11 protein-coding genes are annotated in these 18,682 nt (G+C 53.3%); 6 read left to right on the top strand and 5 right to left on the bottom strand.

The annotated features are described in order from the left end of the window. Window positions 1-5: 5 nt before the first annotated feature. From O0S10_RS04810 to O0S10_RS04800, 3 genes are all read right to left on the bottom strand, one after another. Window positions 6-3,314, bottom strand: coding sequence for a UvrD-helicase domain-containing protein (locus tag O0S10_RS04810; RefSeq protein WP_268924767.1), 3,309 nt, complete (start codon window positions 3,312-3,314; stop codon window positions 6-8). After that, window positions 3,314-6,316, bottom strand: a complete 3,003-nt coding sequence (locus O0S10_RS04805; RefSeq protein WP_268924766.1) for a PD-(D/E)XK nuclease family protein — start codon at window positions 6,314-6,316, stop codon at window positions 3,314-3,316. The genes O0S10_RS04810 and O0S10_RS04805 overlap by 1 nt, the downstream gene beginning before the upstream one ends. Window positions 6,317-6,669: 353 nt before the next feature. Next, entirely contained in the window at window positions 6,670-7,893 is a 1,224-nt protein-coding gene (locus O0S10_RS04800; RefSeq protein ID WP_268924765.1) for an FprA family A-type flavoprotein, read from the bottom strand. Window positions 7,894-8,218: 325 nt separating this feature from the next. On the opposite strand from O0S10_RS04800, the gene fae reads away from it, so the two are divergent. After that, window positions 8,219-8,764: a formaldehyde-activating enzyme gene (fae, locus tag O0S10_RS04795; RefSeq protein ID WP_277612741.1), complete on the top strand. Its 546-nt coding sequence runs from the start codon at window positions 8,219-8,221 to the stop codon at window positions 8,762-8,764. A 123-nt stretch (window positions 8,765-8,887) separates the two neighbouring features. Continuing rightward, window positions 8,888-9,697 (top strand): transcriptional factor MsvR, encoded by an 810-nt coding sequence (gene msvR / locus O0S10_RS04790; RefSeq protein ID WP_268924764.1) that lies wholly within the window; start codon window positions 8,888-8,890, stop codon window positions 9,695-9,697. A gap of 20 nt (window positions 9,698-9,717) precedes the next feature. Here the strand turns inward: msvR and O0S10_RS04785 are convergent, their stop codons facing one another. Next, a complete protein-coding gene (locus tag O0S10_RS04785; protein ID WP_268924763.1) occupies window positions 9,718-11,046 on the bottom strand; it encodes a hypothetical protein in 1,329 nt (442 codons plus the stop codon). A 98-nt stretch (window positions 11,047-11,144) separates the two neighbouring features. On the opposite strand from O0S10_RS04785, the gene endA reads away from it, so the two are divergent. Genes endA through pheT form a run of 4 tightly spaced genes read left to right on the top strand, consistent with a single transcriptional unit; the run spans window position 11,145 to window position 16,492 of the window. Further along, on the top strand, window positions 11,145-12,170 hold the full coding sequence (endA, locus tag O0S10_RS04780; RefSeq protein ID WP_268924762.1) for a tRNA-intron lyase: 1,026 nt from the start codon (window positions 11,145-11,147) through the stop codon (window positions 12,168-12,170). A gap of 21 nt (window positions 12,171-12,191) precedes the next feature. Next, complete coding sequence (locus O0S10_RS04775; protein ID WP_268924761.1) at window positions 12,192-13,448, top strand: tryptophan--tRNA ligase; 1,257 nt, start codon at window positions 12,192-12,194, stop codon at window positions 13,446-13,448. 3 nt (window positions 13,449-13,451) lie between these two features. Next, a complete protein-coding gene (gene pheS, locus O0S10_RS04770) occupies window positions 13,452-14,876 on the top strand; it encodes a phenylalanine--tRNA ligase subunit alpha (RefSeq protein ID WP_268924760.1) in 1,425 nt (474 codons plus the stop codon). Between the two features lie 2 nt (window positions 14,877-14,878). Beyond that, window positions 14,879-16,492 carry a phenylalanine--tRNA ligase subunit beta gene (pheT, locus tag O0S10_RS04765; RefSeq protein ID WP_268924759.1) on the top strand — a complete coding sequence of 538 codons (1,614 nt, stop codon included), beginning with the start codon at window positions 14,879-14,881 and terminating at the stop codon, window positions 16,490-16,492. Window positions 16,493-16,596: 104 nt separating this feature from the next. On the opposite strand, the gene metG is transcribed toward pheT, so the two are convergent. Next, window positions 16,597-18,624 (bottom strand): methionine--tRNA ligase, encoded by a 2,028-nt coding sequence (gene metG, locus O0S10_RS04760; protein WP_268924758.1) that lies wholly within the window; start codon window positions 18,622-18,624, stop codon window positions 16,597-16,599. Window positions 18,625-18,682 lie beyond the last annotated feature (58 nt).

The following is an 18,682-nucleotide window of genomic DNA, read 5'->3' as shown; positions in this document are numbered from 1 at the left end:
GGGAGTCATGAGACATCCCCCTGATCATCAAACAAAGCCGTGAGCCCGGATTCATCCGAAGACACCTCCATGACTCTGCCATCCTGTGCGAAGTAGATGCAGGCAGATGCCTCCACCAGAAAGAGCCGGCGGACCGCAGCGGCATAAATGGAAACCTGACGCCGGTAGTCTTTCAATTCGTCCGGTCCCGCGGTCATCAGGGAACCGGATTTATAGTCGATGATGCGCCAGCTTCCGTCTGCATACCTGACAAGCCGGTCAATGACACCGGTAAACTGCCTGCCGCATATCTCAGCCGAGAACGGCAGCTCGCAGAACTCCTCAGAAACATTCTGCATCAGCGGAGAGGCAAGAAACGCTTCATATGCACGTACAAGAGAAATACGGTCCTCCTCGTTCAGCCGGTATCGTCTGCACAGCATGGAAGCATCCTGTCCCTGAAATACTCTGTGCAGAACAATTCCGTAAATCACGGGTGCATATGTGCTACAGGAAATGTTCTGATCCGGGTGATTCAGGCGGGTTGCACTGGCGGGGTGTTTTGCAGCGTCGCGGGTTTTGTCCTCCTCCTCCCGAATATACTGATAGTCAGCAGGAAGAGAGGGTCTTACCGCAGGCACGGCAGCATCAGGTATGACACGTTCACCGGAAACATACTCGGTAACGGAAATCCCAACAGAAATACCGTCATCCGTTGCAAACGCAAACGAAGATGACAGATTCTCTTTGGGAAGGAGATATGCGGCAAGCCATGCAGCCCGGCTGTTCTTCGGAGGAAAAGTTTTACCTTCCACATATGACAAAATCAGATGATCCCGCGCCCGTGTCATGGCAACATAAAACAACCGCTTCTTCTCTGCGATCTCTTTTGCATCCCGGACCTCGTGGGTAAACATCTTCACAAAGGTATCCGCGGCACGTTCTCCTGCGCCGTGCATCCGGATAGGCAGACCTACACCGAGTTCTTTATCAAGCACAAGACCGGTTCCGGGAGATGAGGTACTGCTGTCAAGATTTGCAAGAACCACAATCGGGAACTCCAGTCCTTTCGAGGCGTGCACCGTCATAATCCGGACTGTGTCTCCCTCCGGCAGATCGATCTGTGCAACACTCTCCTTGATCTCCTGCTCGGCACCGGTCGCAAGTACCCGCACAAACTCCGGCAGCGGCATCGCACGTCTGTGCACCTGCGAGCGTGCAATTCCGATCAGTTTCTCCAGATTTGCAAGAACATACCTGCCGTTTTTCAGGCCGCCGTACACTGCATGCATGCCGGACTCGCGCAGAATCCGCCGCAGAAATTCCGGCAGCGGTTCGGTTCCGGCACACTTCTGCCATGCTTTCAGCCGGGCAACAGCGGATGCAATCCGGGAACCGGGGTTCTCCGCGGCGTAACGGATGATGCGGCCGTAGTAGCTGCCGCCTCCCGTAATGCAGAGTTCCGCATCCGGAATACCGAAGTACGGGGAGCGCAGAACACCGTAGAGCGCAATGTCATCGCCCAGTCCTGCAACAACCGAGAGAAGCTGGGTAATGTCGGCAATCTCCTGTGAACGATAAAATCCCTGGCTCTTGTAGATACTATAGGGAACATACGCCTCGCGAAGGGCGTGTTCAATCATCGCCTGATTGTTTCGTGTCTCAATCAGGATGGCAACGTCCCCGAATCGTGCAGGACGCAGGACACATCCGTCCCGGATCATGATGCCGGATGCAATCAGCTCCCGGATGCGTGCGGCGATCGCCCGTGCTTCAAGAAGCGGATCAGGGGCAGAAGCGTCGGGAATCGTTTTGAGAATCTGTACCGTTCCTGCGTCTTTTTCACGGGCCGGGGACACCGAGATGGGATCATAGGAGACATCCCAAGCCTCTGCGGTCTCGGCAAACAGCCGGGAAAAGATGGTGTTTACCACACCCAAGATCTCTTTGGTACTGCGGAAACTGATGTCAAGTGCAACCGGATCTGTTCCGCAGCCGGCGGTTATTCTCTCCTGCATGGCGTTCACCTCACAGATGTCAGCGTTGCGGAACGCATAGATTGACTGTTTCGGATCTCCGACGATGAAGACCGCATCGTTGGACGGGGTCAGAGCACCGATGATCTTCCAGATGATGGCCGACTGTGCAGGATCGGTGTCCTGCACTTCGTCAACAAGGATGTAGGAAAAGCGCCGCTGCAGCGCCTGAAGAACGCCGGGAATCTCAATGACCTCTGCAGTCATACGGATTAAGTCCTCGAAGTCCAGCGCTCCCCGCTGCTGTTTCTCCTGCTGGTATCTGCGGTACACCTCATCGGTTACGCGACCGAGAGCTGCAATTACCCGGATGCTTTCACGGGAGAAGGCGTCGTCCGGTCCCGGAATATGATCCCATCCCTTTGGAACAGTCTCTGTCGCGGATCTGAGCGATGCAAACGATTCCCGCAGCCGATCAAGGTCTGTACCGAACACACCACGGCTGCCGAGCCGTTTTCCGGTCTTGCTTCCATTTGCCTTCTGCACGGCAGTAACGGCAGCACAGAACGCTTCCGCATCGGCATCATCCCTGAGCTGCCGGAGGGCAGGAAGAATCCGGCGGAGATACTCTGCACCGGAATCGTCGCAGTTTCCGTAACACTCCGCGAGATCGATCAGTTCTGATACTGCGGAGGCGGCTTCTCCGGAGAAAAACACTGTCTGCCGTTCCCGGACAGCCGCAAGCATCAGACGCCGCCATTCCCGGATACAGGCAGTCATCTCTTCATCGTTTTTCGGGAAATGGTGCCGGAACTCAGGATACTTCGGCAGAAGTTCGGCAACCATCTTTTCCGGGGTGGCCACATCTTCAAACAGCAGTGCACAGTCCTGATACAGAGACTCAGGCGGCCGGATGAGGACGCTGCGGATGAGCGTTGCCGTCAGTACCTGTTTTTCCATCTCGTCCAGAATCTCAAAGCCGGGATCAAGACCTGCGTCCAGAGCAAACTCCCGCAGCACCGATGCGCAGAATCCGTGAAACGTGGTAATGGAAGAACGGAAGAACTCATCAAGAATACCTGTCCAAAACCGGCACTCCTCCTCAGTGGCTGCGGAGGCTGCAAGCGTGCGGATATCTGTCTCAATTCTCTCACGCATCTCGCTTGCGGCCTTCTCGGTGAAGGTCAGGGCAAGCACCTCGGAAACGGTTGCGGTGCCTTTTTGTTCCCGCAGATGCATCAGAAGCGCCAGATAGCGTTTGCTCAGCAGGAATGTTTTACCGGTACCGGCACCTGCCGTTACGCAGAGGCTCTTTCCCATGGCAAGCGCCTCCTTCTGCCGGGAGGTCAGGTCCGGCATCAGAGATCCCCTCCGGCAAGAGACCGCAGCCGGTCAAACCGGCAGATAAAATGTTCGCGGCAATGTTCACAAACGGTTTTGTCATACACCGGCTGACATCGGCCCTGCTGCATGCCGGCACGGCAGCGTACCGCATGCAGCAGGGCATTGGGTACAAAACAGTCCGCATCACGGCTCAGCGGATTTGTCTCTTCAACCGCACCCGCCGCTATCCGGTAGTAGGTTCCCCCGCCCCGTGTCCAGTCGGGATGAAGATGGTCCATCGCCGCAAGGTAGAGCGGAAGCTGCAGGGATCTGCCGGATTCTATCTCCGCAGTATTTTTTGCCCTGCCTGTTTTGTAGTCGGTTACGATGTATGTTCCCCCCAAAAAACGAATACGGTCAACTCTTCCCTCCACCCGCAGTTCGCTTCCGTCAGGAAGCAGAACACCCGGCATTTCCGCCATGGAGAAGGGATATTCCAGCAGCTCTTTTGGGGTGACGCTGCCGGTTTCGGCAAGCGCAATCTCGTGATCAATTACCTCGGAAAGTCTGCCCGGATATGAGGGCGTACCGATGTACCGGTTGCGCAGACTCTGCCACTTCGGCGTTGCAAGGCCGACTTTGGAAAACTCTTCATCCGCAATCTTCAGGAGATCGGATACAGCGGCATCCCGCGTTTCTTTCGATGGAGGGAAGTTCTCCGACTCGGTGATCAACCGGTACATTGTTTTATGAATGACGTTCCCGAGTTCCGGCCGCTCATCACTTTCCGGGTCGGGATGCGGTATCAGCCGCAGATGCAGCTCCGTGTACCAGCGGAACGGACAGGCGGCATACCGTTCCAGATCAGTTACGGTAAAGCATGCCCCGGCACTGTACCGGGTTTTGAACTGTTCCTGAAGCGGGTGGGAGGAAAAAACCGCGTCATAGATGGTTGCAGGAGGTCCGGCACGTTCAACTGTCTCAATTTCGATCCGTCGTGCCGCATCGGACAGATCCGGAAGACGGGAACAGTCAAGACCTTCCTCCCATCTTCCCTCCGAAATCAGACGGCCTGCATGTTCCGAAAGCCAGGACGCTGAATGGCGGAGTTCTCTGCAGTTCCACCCAGTATTCGGCAGATCAAACATCTTCAGCCATGCAGACGGAATTTTTGCGGAACCATCATCACTTGCAGGAGCAGAAAGATATACAGCATCCTCTGCCGCAAGAATAGCCGATAAAAACGCATACCGCTCCTCTCGGAGGGTTTCTTCATAGGTCTGTGTTCCTGCTTCAAGCGTCTCGGTCATGGTCAGAAACGGCAACCGGGGATGCACACGGGGAAGTACGTCCGCAGTGAGACCGGCGAGGAAGACATACGGAATTTTCTGGTGAACGATCTCACGGAATCCGAGAATTTTCACCTCATTTTCGGCATTTCCTGAGGGTGGGGGGGAACTCTGTACTGACTTGACGAAGGCAAAGAGCATTGCATAAAACCTGCCAAGAGAGATGCGTTCCGGTCGCATCAGAGTTTCCGCCGCATCAATGTCTGCAAGAACCGAAGAGAACCTCTCAACTGCCGCCGCGTCTTCCCGCGGAAGACGTCTGCCGAGATGGCCCTGAGGGTAACTGAGTTCCGCAAAGATGTGGCGTAAAACGGTGACAAACTCCGAGGCGGAACGATTTTTTCTGCTGAGCTGGTCTAACAGGGTGAAGACGTCCTCTAATTTTTTCAGGATGGTATCGATTCTCTGAACTTTGGCGGCAAGCTCTGATTTTTCCGGGGCAGGGATTTCAGGATCATCCATGCCTGCCACAAATCTTGCACGCAAGGCCTTCGGATACTCCAGCCACTGTCGCCTGCCGCCGGTGATCTCGGCAGAGCGGGAGATACAGGTGAGATCGCGAGGCGGGATATAGCGCTCCCCCCAGAAAAAGTACGGATATGAGAAGAGGGTTGTCATATCCGGAGCAGTGTAATTTCCAAGAACTGTTTTCAGAAGAGAAAACACCGCAGCTATGGATCTGCTTCGAAACAGCGGATGACCGATGGAACTGGTAAACTCCAGAGATTTTCCGTTCGCGGAAAAATCGGAGAACAGTTCTCCGGCAAGTTCTGCATACAGCGGGACTTCCGGTGTGAGTACCGCAATGTCTCCGGGTTTTACTCCGCTTTCGATAAGACAGCAGATCTCTTCTGCAATCGCGGAAAGTTCGGCGATGCGGTTACTGAAAACACCGATCTTTTTGATCGGCAGATCAGGAGAGATGGAAAGCTGCTGAAACACCGACTCGGCAAAGTCTCCTGTATCACTCCCGTCAGGCAGCACATCTTCGCGGGGAGGAAAAATTTTGTCGTTTGCGGCATGAGGAACAAACTCGGAGATCCGGTTTGCAGCAATCCGTACCGCATCCAACAGATCCGCCTCAAGTTCTTTCGGCGAGAAGATACCATAGAGGTACACAGATTGCAGCGGAAACTTTCCGCAGCGGACTGCATCTGCGGCAAGACGAAGAACGGCGGGTGAATCTGCGATCTGTTCGATCTCACAGAAATTCTCATACGCAGTAAACACTGATGAAAGAGCCGCAAGTCTGTCATTTCCTTTCGGGAGTGCGGCACGCCGGAACCTGAGCGTGTTGTAGAGTGTGACAAGATTTTCCACCGATGATAATCCCATAGATCTTCCGGAAGAGTCCGCGATATCTGTTTTTGGGGAGAGCAGACGACACAGTTCGGGACTGTTCTCAACAATGCGGGAGAAGATGAGTTTCTGTTCAACCGGAGAGAGAATGCGCACACCAGGGTATGCAGCGGTTACAACGGTCTCGGCAAATGCAGATACGGTTGTGATCCGGGAGGGGATGAATGGAATTTTCTGTGCAGCCATGTCCTGTTTCAGTGTTTCTGCCAGGCGGTTTACTGGTAGAATCATCCACACACCGGCAGGGCGACCTTTAGACTCCGAGAGATACTCCGCAGTATATGCATCAAGCGCGGTTCCCGGTAATCCGTAACGGATCGTCGCAGCCATTCTGTTGTTTACGTGTGCGGCAAAATGCAATAAACCTGATCCAATCCGGGTGAAGGACAGTGTCGAGGTTCGGCGCTTCCATGCAGAATATCCCCCACTCTGATTATAATGGAGGCATTTTGTACATGATTCTCCTTTCCCAATGTATCAGCCGTCCGCAAGATTCATATGGTAATACGCAGAGAATACTATTGTAGTTGTGGGGAAGAGGGGAGTTCTGTCTCATGCCTACAAAAATTCTTTTCTTTTGATGATGATGTCGCAGAGTTTTTCAGATTATGGCGACTGATCCGGCTCTAACTCTAATATACTAAAATACTAAAAAAAGAAGATGCGGGAATAGAATCCCTGATTTACGGCATCTTTTTGATCTCTTTTGCGATTTCCTGTCCAAGGGCAAAGAATTTTTCCTTGTCCGCCTGATCCGGACGGTAGGTGAACTCGATCGGATCGTGGCAGATCTGAATACCTGCCTTTTCCAAAAGTTCGGTGATGACTTTGGGTGCTCCGCCTTTGCCGCCGTTGGATCCGAAGGCAAATCCGATCTTCTTCTGGGTCTGTTTGCCCGGTCTGATTCCCATCAGATAGTACAGGAATCCTGCAACCGTCGGCAGCGGATAGTCTTCGAGAGTAGGCGATCCGACGATGACCGCTTTTGAGTCAAGAATGTCGCGGACGACATCGGATCTGTGGACACCTTCATAGCGTCCGTCTTTGAGGAGATCAACCTTGACTTCAACGCCTTCAGAGATTGCTCCCTCGGCAATGTACTGAGCTGCGATGCCGGTCGAGTAATGCATCGTGTCATAGACGATGGTGATCTTGTTCTTGGAAACACCGTTTGCCCAATTGACATAGGCGTTGATGATGTCTGCTGCGTGGCTTCTCCAAATGATACCGTGCGACGGTGCAATCATCTCAATTGGCACACCAAGTTCGGTAACTTCACCGAGTTTCTTGAGAACTTTCGGAGAGAGCGGGACGATCAGGTTTGCTACGAACTTTGCTGCATGCTCCATGGCAACATCAATACCGAGCTCATCGTCGAAACGCTCGCTGGATGCGACGTGCTGGCCGAATGCATCGTTCGGGAAGAGAATCTTGTCTTCACCGAGATAGGTAAACATGGAGTCAGGCCAGTGAAGGAACGGTGCCTCAAGGAAGGTCAGGGTCTTGCCGCCGCCAAGGGGCAGGTTTTCGAGATTTTTGATGGTGTGAATGTTCCACGCACTCGTGTCGTAGTGGCGTGCAAATCCTTTCTTGGCAATCTCGGTCATGTAGATCGGGACGTTCGGGAGCTTCTTGGAAAGAAGCGGGAGGGAACCGGAGTGGTCGATCTCAATGTGGTTTGCAACGATGTAGTCGATCTTCTCCAGCGGAAGAACCGATTCAATACGTTCAATCAGCTGCCACTCGTGTCCGGGATAGGTTCCGTCAATCAGTGCAACCTTGTCGCCGATGACAAGATATGCGTTGTAGGTGGTTCCCGGAAGTGTGTAGCCGTGGTAGTCACGAATGTTCCAGTCAATGGCTCCTACCCAGTAGACGCCGTTCTTAATTTTTACTGCTTTTAACATGGTAATTTCCCATCCCGGACTGCAGCAGGATACAAAGCCACAGTGCCCAGTGGTTGATCACATATTTGTTCTTGATATTTAATACATATTAGATAGCGGCACTTTTGTAATGGGCACTTTCAGTTCAATTGAGAGACTATATTTTATGAGTAAATACTGTTTTTATGTTAAATTTACATTGTGAACTAAAGAGATTACACGATAGATGAAAACAAGGATGTCAAGCTGTTTTGTATCCCCGAAGAGCAAATATTTAACAACTCACCACCATACCAACAGATCAGCAGATCTGAAAAGATCTGGAATTAGCCCGCGAGGTACTAACATGGGATTTTTACAAAGCGTTGACAATGCGGTAGGGGGAGCAATTTCTCCGTTTACCCGCGTAATGTTTGGAGAAGCACTGGTCGGCGAGGGTGCAGAAGTTGCCCACATCGATCTTGTGATCGGACCAAAAGGAAGTTCCGTTGAGCAGGCCTTCGTGAGTGCGCTTGCTTCTCCGCAGAAAGGACACACACCGCTTCTCGCGGTTGTCACTCCGAACCTGCCGCCAAAACCGGCAACACTGATGGTCAATAAAGTTACCATGAAAAACGCTGGTCAGGCGGTAATGATGTTCGGTCCCGCCCAGCATGCTGTTGCAATGGCAGTTATGGATTCAGTTGAGGAGGGTGTTATTCCCAAAGAGAAGGCCGAGGATCTGTTGATCATTGCATCTGTCTTCATCGAATGGGATGCGGCAGACAAGAAGAAGGTGCATGACTGGAACTATGAGGCAACAAAACTTGCAATCAAGCGTGCCGTTACCGGTGAACCGAAGGTGGATGAAATTCTGGCAAAGAAGAATTCAGCAGTCCATCCCTTCAACTAATCTTTTTTCAGGTAGTTCACCAGTACTTTCTTTGCACCATCACGAACATTCTTATCTGTTCGCGGCAAATTATATTCAAATTAGGCTTTTCGGAAAATAGACGCGAAAAGCCATGAAAACACCATGCCAGATCTAGATCATGCCCAGCATCTTAAATTGTTCTCCAGTGATGGTACTGTTACGGCAGTAAGCAGTCCGGTCAGGAACAGTATTCTATTTCTTGTCCGTGATGAAGGAGAGGTATCTTTTTCCCGGATTATGGAATACACGGGTCTGTCCAAATCAACGGTGTCGGTGCATGTCAACGCGCTGATTGATGCAGGACTTATTGCATCCCGGCCAGTCCCGGGGGATGCCCGCAAAAAGATGTATTATCTGACTTCGTCGCATCTTGCTGACATTCAGCCGTGTCGCCAGACCGGAAACAATGAATTCCGTGAACTGATCCGCCAGTGCTACATTAAGTATGACAATGTCGACTACCGCCAGATTATCCCTCATATTATTCAGGTGGCGCTGCTTGAGGCAGGGATCAGGATCGATCCGATCATGATGCGGGGAGGTGAAATGCTGGGTGAATCGGTCTCGGTGTATTTGGTTGCAGAGACACTGGAAAAGACGATTGAGAATGTGATCAAGTTCTGGGTGAGATACGGGCTCGGAGATATGCGCATCCGTTCCTCTTCGCCGCTGCGGCTGGAGATTTATAAATGCTACGAGTGCATGGTGTTGCCAAAGACAGAGCACGGCTGCTGTGTTATTTCACGCGGAGTTCTGACGGCAATTTTTTCGGCATACTTTAAGCAACCGGTGCGGGTGGAGGAGATCGAATGCATGACCCAAGGGTATCCTGCCTGCTGTTTTGATATTGAGGTGCCGGAAGGCTATCAGCAGGAACCGATAAAAATCCGACCGCATCCGACATCATACTAAATACTAAAAAAAGATTTAATTTAGTTTTTCTTTCCGCCTTTTTTTGCGGATTTCTTTTTCGCGGGTTCGGATTCGGGTTTTCGGATCACAAGGAAGTACACAGCTCCGGCAAGAATGAGAATTACCACTGCAGCTCCGGCAATCCACAGACCTGCACCCTCCGCACCGGTTGAAGTGGTGGGAGCTACTGTCGGGGTCCCGGTAGCGGACAGGGTGATAAGAATGCCCTCGGCAGAACTGTCCATCATGACCCATCCGACAAGTGCGGCAGAACCGTCGGAGATGGATGCAACGTCATTATACATTGACCGTTTGCCGCTCTGGGATATTTTTTCACGGTCGGTGATTGCACCGCCGACCGAAAGCGTCAGCCAGACAGGATCATCATAACCGTCCATTCCGGCAATGAGGTACCCGTCACCAAACTGGACAACTGCATAGGGAACGTAGCATCCGGGAAGTTCATTGACCCAGGAATTGGAAAGGTCGCTCCTGACATGTGCTGCCCAGCCAAGTCCGCCGGCCCATGTCACACCAAACGGCGGGTTGGAACCAACCACAAGGTAACCTCCATCATGTGCACGTGCGATGGCATATCCGCATGCACCTGCGCCATACATCGGATCAGTGCTGCCGGTCCGTATAATGCTCTGGCTCTGGACAACACCGTTCTTGACTTTTGCAATCCAGGCATAGGCACTTTCCTCGGTAAGATAGGAGGTGGTTCCCCCGGTAAGAACGAGTGTGCCGTCATCCTCAAGAAGCATCGCAAGCGGAATCATAGACGCGGTCTCATTGCCGAGACGGATCTGGTCGTTGCCGGGTGCGCCGGTCGAGAGCAGATAACTCTGGGTAAATCCGGTATTGCTTTCCCAGAACCATCCGGCAAAGTGGATTACGTTGTCAGAGACGGCAATGTCGCCTGAACCGATTCCGGGAAGACGTTCCTGCCAGAGGATGCTACCGCTTTTGTCGACTCTGACGAGATTTGTGTCTCCGTCAAAGGTATAACCGGTCTCTTCAGAACCATCAACCGTTCGGACGACGGTAGTGAGGACAGCACCCCCGTCATCAAGGGTAGCAAGAGATCTGACATCGTCACCGGGGAGAGCCGTACGCCAGATTTCTTTTCCCGCAGCATCTGTTTTTAAGAGAACTGCGCCGGAACTGTTGGCCATGCCGAGGAAGAAACCTCCGTCGTTTGCAGACGCAACTGCTTCGGCGTTGATATAGGTTCCGCCAAGCTGATAGGTCACGTTGAGATTCTCAACAGTGCCTGCGGACGCGCCTCCGCAGCAGATGACCGCCATCAGCAGAAGGATAAGAACTGCTTTTGCGTATTTGATCATGTATAGTATGTTTTACGTTAGGGTATTAGTATGTTTGTGGATGCCGCTCGGGCAGAAGACACTTCTTTAATGATTCCATAAAACAAACTTATACCCGCGTGAAGGCACAATTCGATGGCACACAAGTTCTGGCACCGCCGGAGGCAAAGGTTTTCTACGAGCAGAACGGTTACGGTCGCGTGGAAAAAACCGGAAATCTCCGGCTTGCTGTCGTTGAAGCCCTTTACCTTATAGCGCGCGGAAAGATTCAGATCGACGGCTGGTCCTTTGATTCTCTTCTTGCCGAAAATGCTGCATCACCCGGATTTCTCCGCAGGTTCATTGTCTATCGAGATATCCGCGAGCGCGGCTTTGTTATCACCACTGGGCCGCAGGATTTCCGGATATTCCCCCGCGGTCAGCGCCCCGGACACGGGCAGTCAAGGTATCTGCTGCGTGTCTTGTCGGAACGAGATATAGTGGATCTCTCCGTCATTCTTCGTGAGGCACAGACCGCAGCAAACATGCGCAAGCAGTTCCTGCTTGCCGTGGTTGACGACGAACATGAACTGACCTACTATGAGATCCGGATTATTCATCCCGCCGCAAAAGAGGGTTTTGTTCTCCCCACATCAGAGAGTCTGCCGAAGATTCCGGCTATCTTAGCGGGAACTCCCGCCTATGTTGCGGAGGACGGGACCGGTATTACTGAAACACTCAAGAGCAGCTGGTATGGCACGATGCTGGATGCAAACCGGCTGTTTCTTGCACCTGTTGAGGTATGCTGGCTGCTTGAGTCAGGGAGACTCTCGCTTACGCCGGAGATGACCGCAGAGGAGTATGAGGACCTTGCAGCAGCATATGATCCGGAGTTTGCGGACAAGATGATCGTGTACCGGTACTTCCGCGGCATTGGCTGGTCACCCCGTACCGGTTACAAGTATGGTCATCATTTCCGGGTGTACACCGAAGAAGGGAAACACTCCGAGATGCTCGTGCACGCCTGCGCGAATGATCTCTCCATGCCGATGAGCGTCATCTCCCGATCGGTCCGGCTTGCCCACAGTGTGAAAAAGAAGATGCTCTTTGCCTGTATGGAAAAGGCGACTGTCACCTTCATCGAATTCGCCCGTATGAAACTATAACATAGCAAAATTGTGAGATTTATGGCAGAACAGATTAACCCCTGGTCCAGTACGCCCAAAATGGATATTAACCGGTTGATTGCCGATTTCGGCATCGAACCGTTTGCACCGGTCAAGGAAAAGATAGCTGACCAGCCGGTATTTATCCGCCGTGACATTGTCGCAGGTCACCGCGGGTATGATGCGGTGGCGGACGCGATTGTACAGAAGAAACCGTTCCATGTGCTGACAGGATTTATGCCGAGCGGTCATCCCCATTTCGGTCACCTGATGGTCATGAAGGAAGTCGTCTGGCACATTCAGCAGGGAGGAAAAGGATTCATTTCCATGGCAGACCGCGAGGCGCATGCAGTCCGCGGTCTGTCCTGGGATGCGTGCGACCGGTACGCCCGCGAGTATATGGAATGCCTGTATGCACTCGGATTTTCCGGTGAGATATACTCCCAGCGCCGCAATAATGCGTTAAAGGATCTCGCATTCGAAGCGGCAACAAAGGTCAACTTCTCAGAGCTTTCGGCAATCTACGGATTCGGGCCGGAAACCGAGCTTGCCCATGCAGTGTCGGTTTCAATGCAGGTCGCGGATATTCTCTACCCGCAGCTGGTCGCAGGAGTTGCACCGACGGTTGTGCCGGTAGGAATCGATCAGGACCCGCACATCCGGCTGACCCGCGACATTACGAATGCGCTGCGGATGTTTCTGGTGGAGGATCGCGGGACCCACATCAGTATCCGCGTCAAGAATGCGCCGGAGGGGGCGCTCGACGCGGTGGCAAAGCGGTTTTGCGGTGCAAAAAAGTATGAGGGACATATCGATCTACCCGCCGGACATACCGCGGATGAAGTCGATGCAGTTGTCCGGGAGGTTGAGCGTGCGTTCGGCGGTTTTGGTTTTCTGTTGCCGTCCGCAACCTACCACAGCTTCCTCCAGGGATTGCAGGGAGGGAAGATGTCTTCAAGTGTTCCGGACAGTCTGGTCTGGTTTGATGATCCCGACAAGGATGTCAAAAAGAAGATCATGGGAGCACTTACCGGCGGACGACAGACGCTTGAGGAACAGAAAAAGCTTGGCGGCGAACCGGAGAAGTGTTCGATCTATCAGCTGAACAGATTCCACATGCAGGATGATGACAAAGAGCTTGCCGGGATGTGCCGCGCCTGTAAAGCGGGAGAGCTGATGTGCGGAACCTGCAAGAAGGAGACGCTTGAGCGGGTCAGGAACTTTTTACGGGAGTTCAGGGAGAAGCGCGATGAGGTTGCGCATATGGTGGAGTGGTAAACGATGGATCTGACAATAAACGAAAAGCGCGTGCTTGCAAGTCTTGCGGAGATGAAGTCCGCGGACGCAGCAGCACTTGCAGAAAAGTTGAGTGCGCCGACGGATGCCGTGGTACAGTGGGCGCATCTCTGCGCCGACCGCGGTCTTGCAGCACTTGAAAAGAACGTTGCAGAGACAGTGGTTCTGACCGAGGAAGGAAAAAAGTATGCAGCCGAGGGTCTTCCCGAGCGGCAGGTTCTTGCGAGTATGCAGGGCCCTACCCCGATGGGGGAGCTGACAAAGCATCCGTTATCGAAGATTGCGATCGGCTGGCTGCGGAAAAAGAACTGGATTACCATCGACAAAGGTATCGTCACGGCGAATGAGAATGTGCCGGAGGGCGAGGATGAAGCTGCGCTGAGAAATCCGATCGCCGGGACGGCGGGATGCAAAGAGCTGGTGAAACGCGGTCTTGCCGAGGTCACGGAGACGGTGTCGTGGAACATCTCCCTCACGCCTGCGGGTGCGGAGGTTGCTGCGGCGGGTCTTGATCTTCGTGAAGAGGTCGGAACGCTTTCCCGCGAACAGATTCTTTCCGGCGAGTGGAAGAGTTTGCCGCTGCGCCGTTACAGTGTGGACAAGCTGCCGAAGAGAATTTACGGCGGACGGGTGCACCCGAACCAGCAGATCCTTGATGAAATTCGTGCACTGCTGTTCGAGATGGGATTTACGGAGTTCCACGGATCGATTGTGCAGAATGCATTCTGGAACTTTGATTCCCTGTATCAGCCGCAGGATCATCCTGCCCGTGAGATGCAGGACACGTTTCATCTCGCAGAGGAGATCGATCTGCCGGACGGTTGGGAGAAGATCCGCGACATCCATATGACCGGCGGAGATACCGGTTCAACCGGATGGGGCGGTGAGTGGAGTCCGGAGATTGCCCGCAAATGTGTTCTGCGGACGCACAGTACGTCGCTTTCCATTCAGCATCTGGCGAAGAATCCGAACCCGCCGGTGAAGGCGTTCTCTATCTCCCGTGTCTATCGCCGGGAGACGATTGATCCGACCCATCTGCCGGAGTTTGAGCAGCTGGAAGGAATTGTGATGGACAAAGATCTGACATTCGGTCATCTACTCGGATTTTTCAAGGAGTTCTTTGGAAGAATGGGCTTTGAGTCGGTGCGGTTCCGGCCCGGTTACTTCCCTTATACTGAACCGTCGGTGGAACCGGAGGTCTGGGTTGACGGACTCGGCTGGGTGGAGCTGGGCGGTGCGGGTGTGTTCCGCAAGGAGGTTACCGAGCCGTGGGGTATTGATTGTCCGGTTCTTGCCTGGGGACTCGGGGTGTCCCGTGTTTCAATGCTGCGGATGGGCCTGAAGGATCTCCGTCAGCTCTACCGGAGCGATATTGACTGGATTCGGGCGAGTCCGGTCAGGAGGGTGTAATTATGCCGGTGGTAAAACTCAATAATGCGTATCTGGAACAGCTGACGAAGACGGATATCAGGACGATCCGCGAGAATCTGCCGATGATGGGGTCTGAAGTGGAACGCGAGGAGGAGGATCAGACGGATGTACAGTTCTTCCCGAACCGCCCCGATCTCTACAGTGCGGAAGGTACGGCGCGGGCGATGCGGGGATACCTCGGCATTGAGACGGGTCTTCCGACCTATGCGGTGAAACCGTCCGGAATCTCTTTCACCGTCGATCCAAGACTTGCCGGTATCCGTCCCTATCTCGGGTCTGCGGTGATCCGTAATGTGCGGATGGACAATGCGATGATTGAGTCGCTGATGGGACTGCAGGAGTCGCTGCACTGGGCAGTCGGTCGCGGCCGCAAGAAGGTTGCGATCGGTGTGCATGATCTCGATACGATCGAGGGACCGTTCTCCTATATTGCAGCCGAGCGGTCAACGATGTTTGTGCCGCTGGATTATGATGTGCCGATGACGATGGATCAGATTCTTGCTGAGCATCCGAAAGGCAGGGCCTATGCGAAGATTGTGGAAGACTTCCCACTGTTCCCGCTGATCCATGATGCAAAGGGCAGGGTCTGTTCGTTTCCGCCGATCATCAACGGCGAGCTGACCCGCGTCACGGAGAATACGAGAAATATTCTGCTGGATGTAACCGGTATTGAGCCGCGTGCAGTGATGGTTGCGGTCAACATTATCTGTACGGCAATGGTGGAGATGGGGGCTACGGTTGAGTCAGTGGATGTGGACGGTACCGCAACGCCGACGCTTGCACCAACAGAGCGGACCGTTTCGGTTGCGGCATGCAATGCCCTGGTGGGTATTGCGATTACTGCGGAGGAGATGAAGCGTCTTCTTGAGCGGATGCGGTTCGGTGCAGAGGTTGTTGATGCGGATCACGTTCGTGTGACGATTCCCTGTTACCGTGCAGACATCATGCATGATCATGACATCTATGAGGATGTTGCAATTGCCTACGGCTACGATACGATTCCGGCAAGCCTGCCGCCGACGTTTACGGTAGGCAAACCGCATCCGGTGCAGGAGATTTACAGTCTTGTGCGCAGTATCATGGTTGGTATGTCCTATATTGAGAACACACCGTTTACCCTGACGAGTGAGAAGGTGTCGTATGCGCTGATGAACCGCCCGGAGAATTCTGCGGCTCTGCATGTGCTGCATCCGATCAGTGAGGATCAGACTATTATCCGGACGGATATTCTGCCGATGCTGATGGATTCTCTGTCTCTGAACCGTTCCCGCGAGTTGCCGCAGAAAATTTTTGCCTGCGGGGATGTGGTGGAGAATCTGGTGACGTATCCGAAGATGGCGGCAGCTTCGATTCACACTGCGGCGGACTTTTCCGAGATTTATGCGGTGGTGGATGCGTTCTGCCGTATGGCGGCACTGCCGTATGAGGTCCGGGCGTCAGAGGACCCGGCGTTCCTCGACGGCAGACGCGGCGACGTGTATGTTGCAGGAAAGAAGGTCGGCGTGTTCGGTGAGATCAGCCCCGATGTGCTGGTCGCGTTCGGTCTTGAGCATCCGGTCGCGGCGTTTGAGCTGGATCTGTCCGTTCTGCTCTAAATTATATCCTTTTTTTCACGGGTTTTTCAGCGTGGCAATACAGCTTTTCCCGTATGGATCGGGATTTTCAGGAAAGATTCACACAAAAAAGAAAGATGGATTTTTTAGTGCACGCGCGTCCCGGGTGCAACGTCACGCAGCGGGATCAGAAGCGAGGCAGGTTCACCTGCGGCAAACAGCATACCGTTGCTTTCCTCGCCCCGGAATTTTGCGGGTTTAAGATTCACAATCACGACAATTTTCTTGCCGACCATCTCTTCGGGTGTGTAGTCAAGCGCGATACTGGAGATGATCTGACGAACCTCTTTTCCGACATCCACCTGTAACCGCAGAAGTTTTTCGGTCTTCGGGACCTTTTCTGCCTTTACCACCAGACCTACACGGAAGTCCAGTTTTGCCACGTCGTCAATCGTTACAATATCCTCTAAGAACGGATCAATTTCTGCTTCCATGGTATTTTTTCCTGCAGCTTTTTTCTGTGCTTCAAGAGCGCGCTTTGCAAGGGTTGCCTCAAGCTCTTCGCGCTGTTTATCCTCGATTCTTGCAAACAGCGGTTTTACTTCGCCAAGTGTCCTGTTCTCAAACGGAACAAGTGCATCTGCGATCGGGTGGTCTTCAATCTTATCTGTGTAGCCGAGCATCTCCCACAGTTTCTGGGCTGATTCAGGCATTACCGGTTGTATCAGAAGAGCACAGGCTTTGACGATCTGCAGGCAGTTCTTCAACACCTGTGCGGCGGCGGCGGGGTTTTCTTTGATCAGTTTCCACGGAGCGGCGTTGGAGATGTAGCTGTTGCCGTAGCCTGCCAGGAGCAGGATGCCGTCAACTGCTGCCTTGAACTCAAATGCGCGTACCGACTCCTCGACAGAGCAAAGTGTCTTTGTAATTTCATCAAAGATCTCCTGTCCGACAGGGACCTCCGGTACCCCGCCGAGTTTTGTCCAGACCAGCGTCATGCTGCGGTTTGCGAAGTTGCCGAACGTGTTCACGAGTTCGTTGTTGATGCGTGCCTGGAACTCTTTCCACGAGAAGTCAAGCTCACGGGTATGGCTGGTGTAGGCAAGGAGATAGTACCGCAGATAATCCGCCGGGAGTCCTTTATCCAGATAGTCTTCCTTTGTCCAGACTACATTTCCGCGGGATTTGGAGAACTTCTGGCCGTCAATCGTAACCATACCGCTTGCGACAACCGCCGACGGGGGCTGGTAGCCTGCACCGTGCAGCATTGCGGGCCAAAACACACAGTGGTGGTAGATGATGTCGGACCCGATGAAGTGTACGCGGTCGCCGTCGCACCAGTATTTCTGCCAGCTGCTGCCTGCGGCCCTGGCCCATTCTTCGGTGAAAGCGATGTAGCCGATCGGCGCATCAACCCACACATAGGTGACAAGACCCTCTGCGTCTTTACCCGGAAAGGCAACGCCCCAGTCCATCATTCTGGTAATGCACCAGTCTTTCAGTTCGTTTTCGACCCAGCCGATGGCATAGTTGCGGGCATTAATGGTTCCGCCGAGTGTCGGGAGATATTCCAGGAGGTAGTCGCGGAATCCGCTGAGTTTGAAGTAGTAGTGTTTCTGTTCGCGGAGTTCGGCTTTTGTTCCACAGGTGGCACAGACGGGGTCAAGGATTTCTCCGGGTTCCAGGTGTCTGCCGCAGCCCTGGTCGCATTCGTCGCCGCGGGCATGTTTGCCGCAGTAAGGACAGGTTCCTTCTACATACCGGTCGGGAAGGAATCGTTTGCAGTTTGGGCAGTAGCTCTGCTGGATGGTTTTTTCGTAGACGTAGCCTTTTTCGATCAGGGTTTCGATGATGGAGGTGGTCCGGCGGTGGTTTGTCGGATCATCGGTCATGCCAAACCGGTCGAAATGGATTCCCATTTCGTTAAAGACTTCGTCGAAGTGCGCATGATAATATTCGGAGACGGCACGCGGGGTGGTATGTTCGGCCTCTGCAGTGACGACAATCGGGGTTCCGTGATTGTCGGAGCCGCAGATAAAGACGATGTCATCGCCAAGCCGCCGCAGGTAGCGGACATAGAAGTCGCCGGGAATGTAGGTTCTCAGGTGGCCAAGGTGGCACAGACCGTTGGTATAGGGAAGACCACAGGTGACGACTGTCGGCTTATTGGTCATAGTGGTTAGTATTTGGCATGGATGAGGTATTAGGGTTTGTAAGGGGAGTTCATACATT

Source organism: Methanocorpusculum petauri (genome assembly GCF_026891975.1).
In the GTDB taxonomy this organism is placed as follows: Archaea; Halobacteriota; Methanomicrobia; order Methanomicrobiales; family Methanocorpusculaceae; genus Methanocorpusculum; species Methanocorpusculum petauri.
The sequence above is the reverse complement of the archived record's forward strand: the minus strand, read 5'-3'. Positions and strand labels throughout refer to the sequence as shown.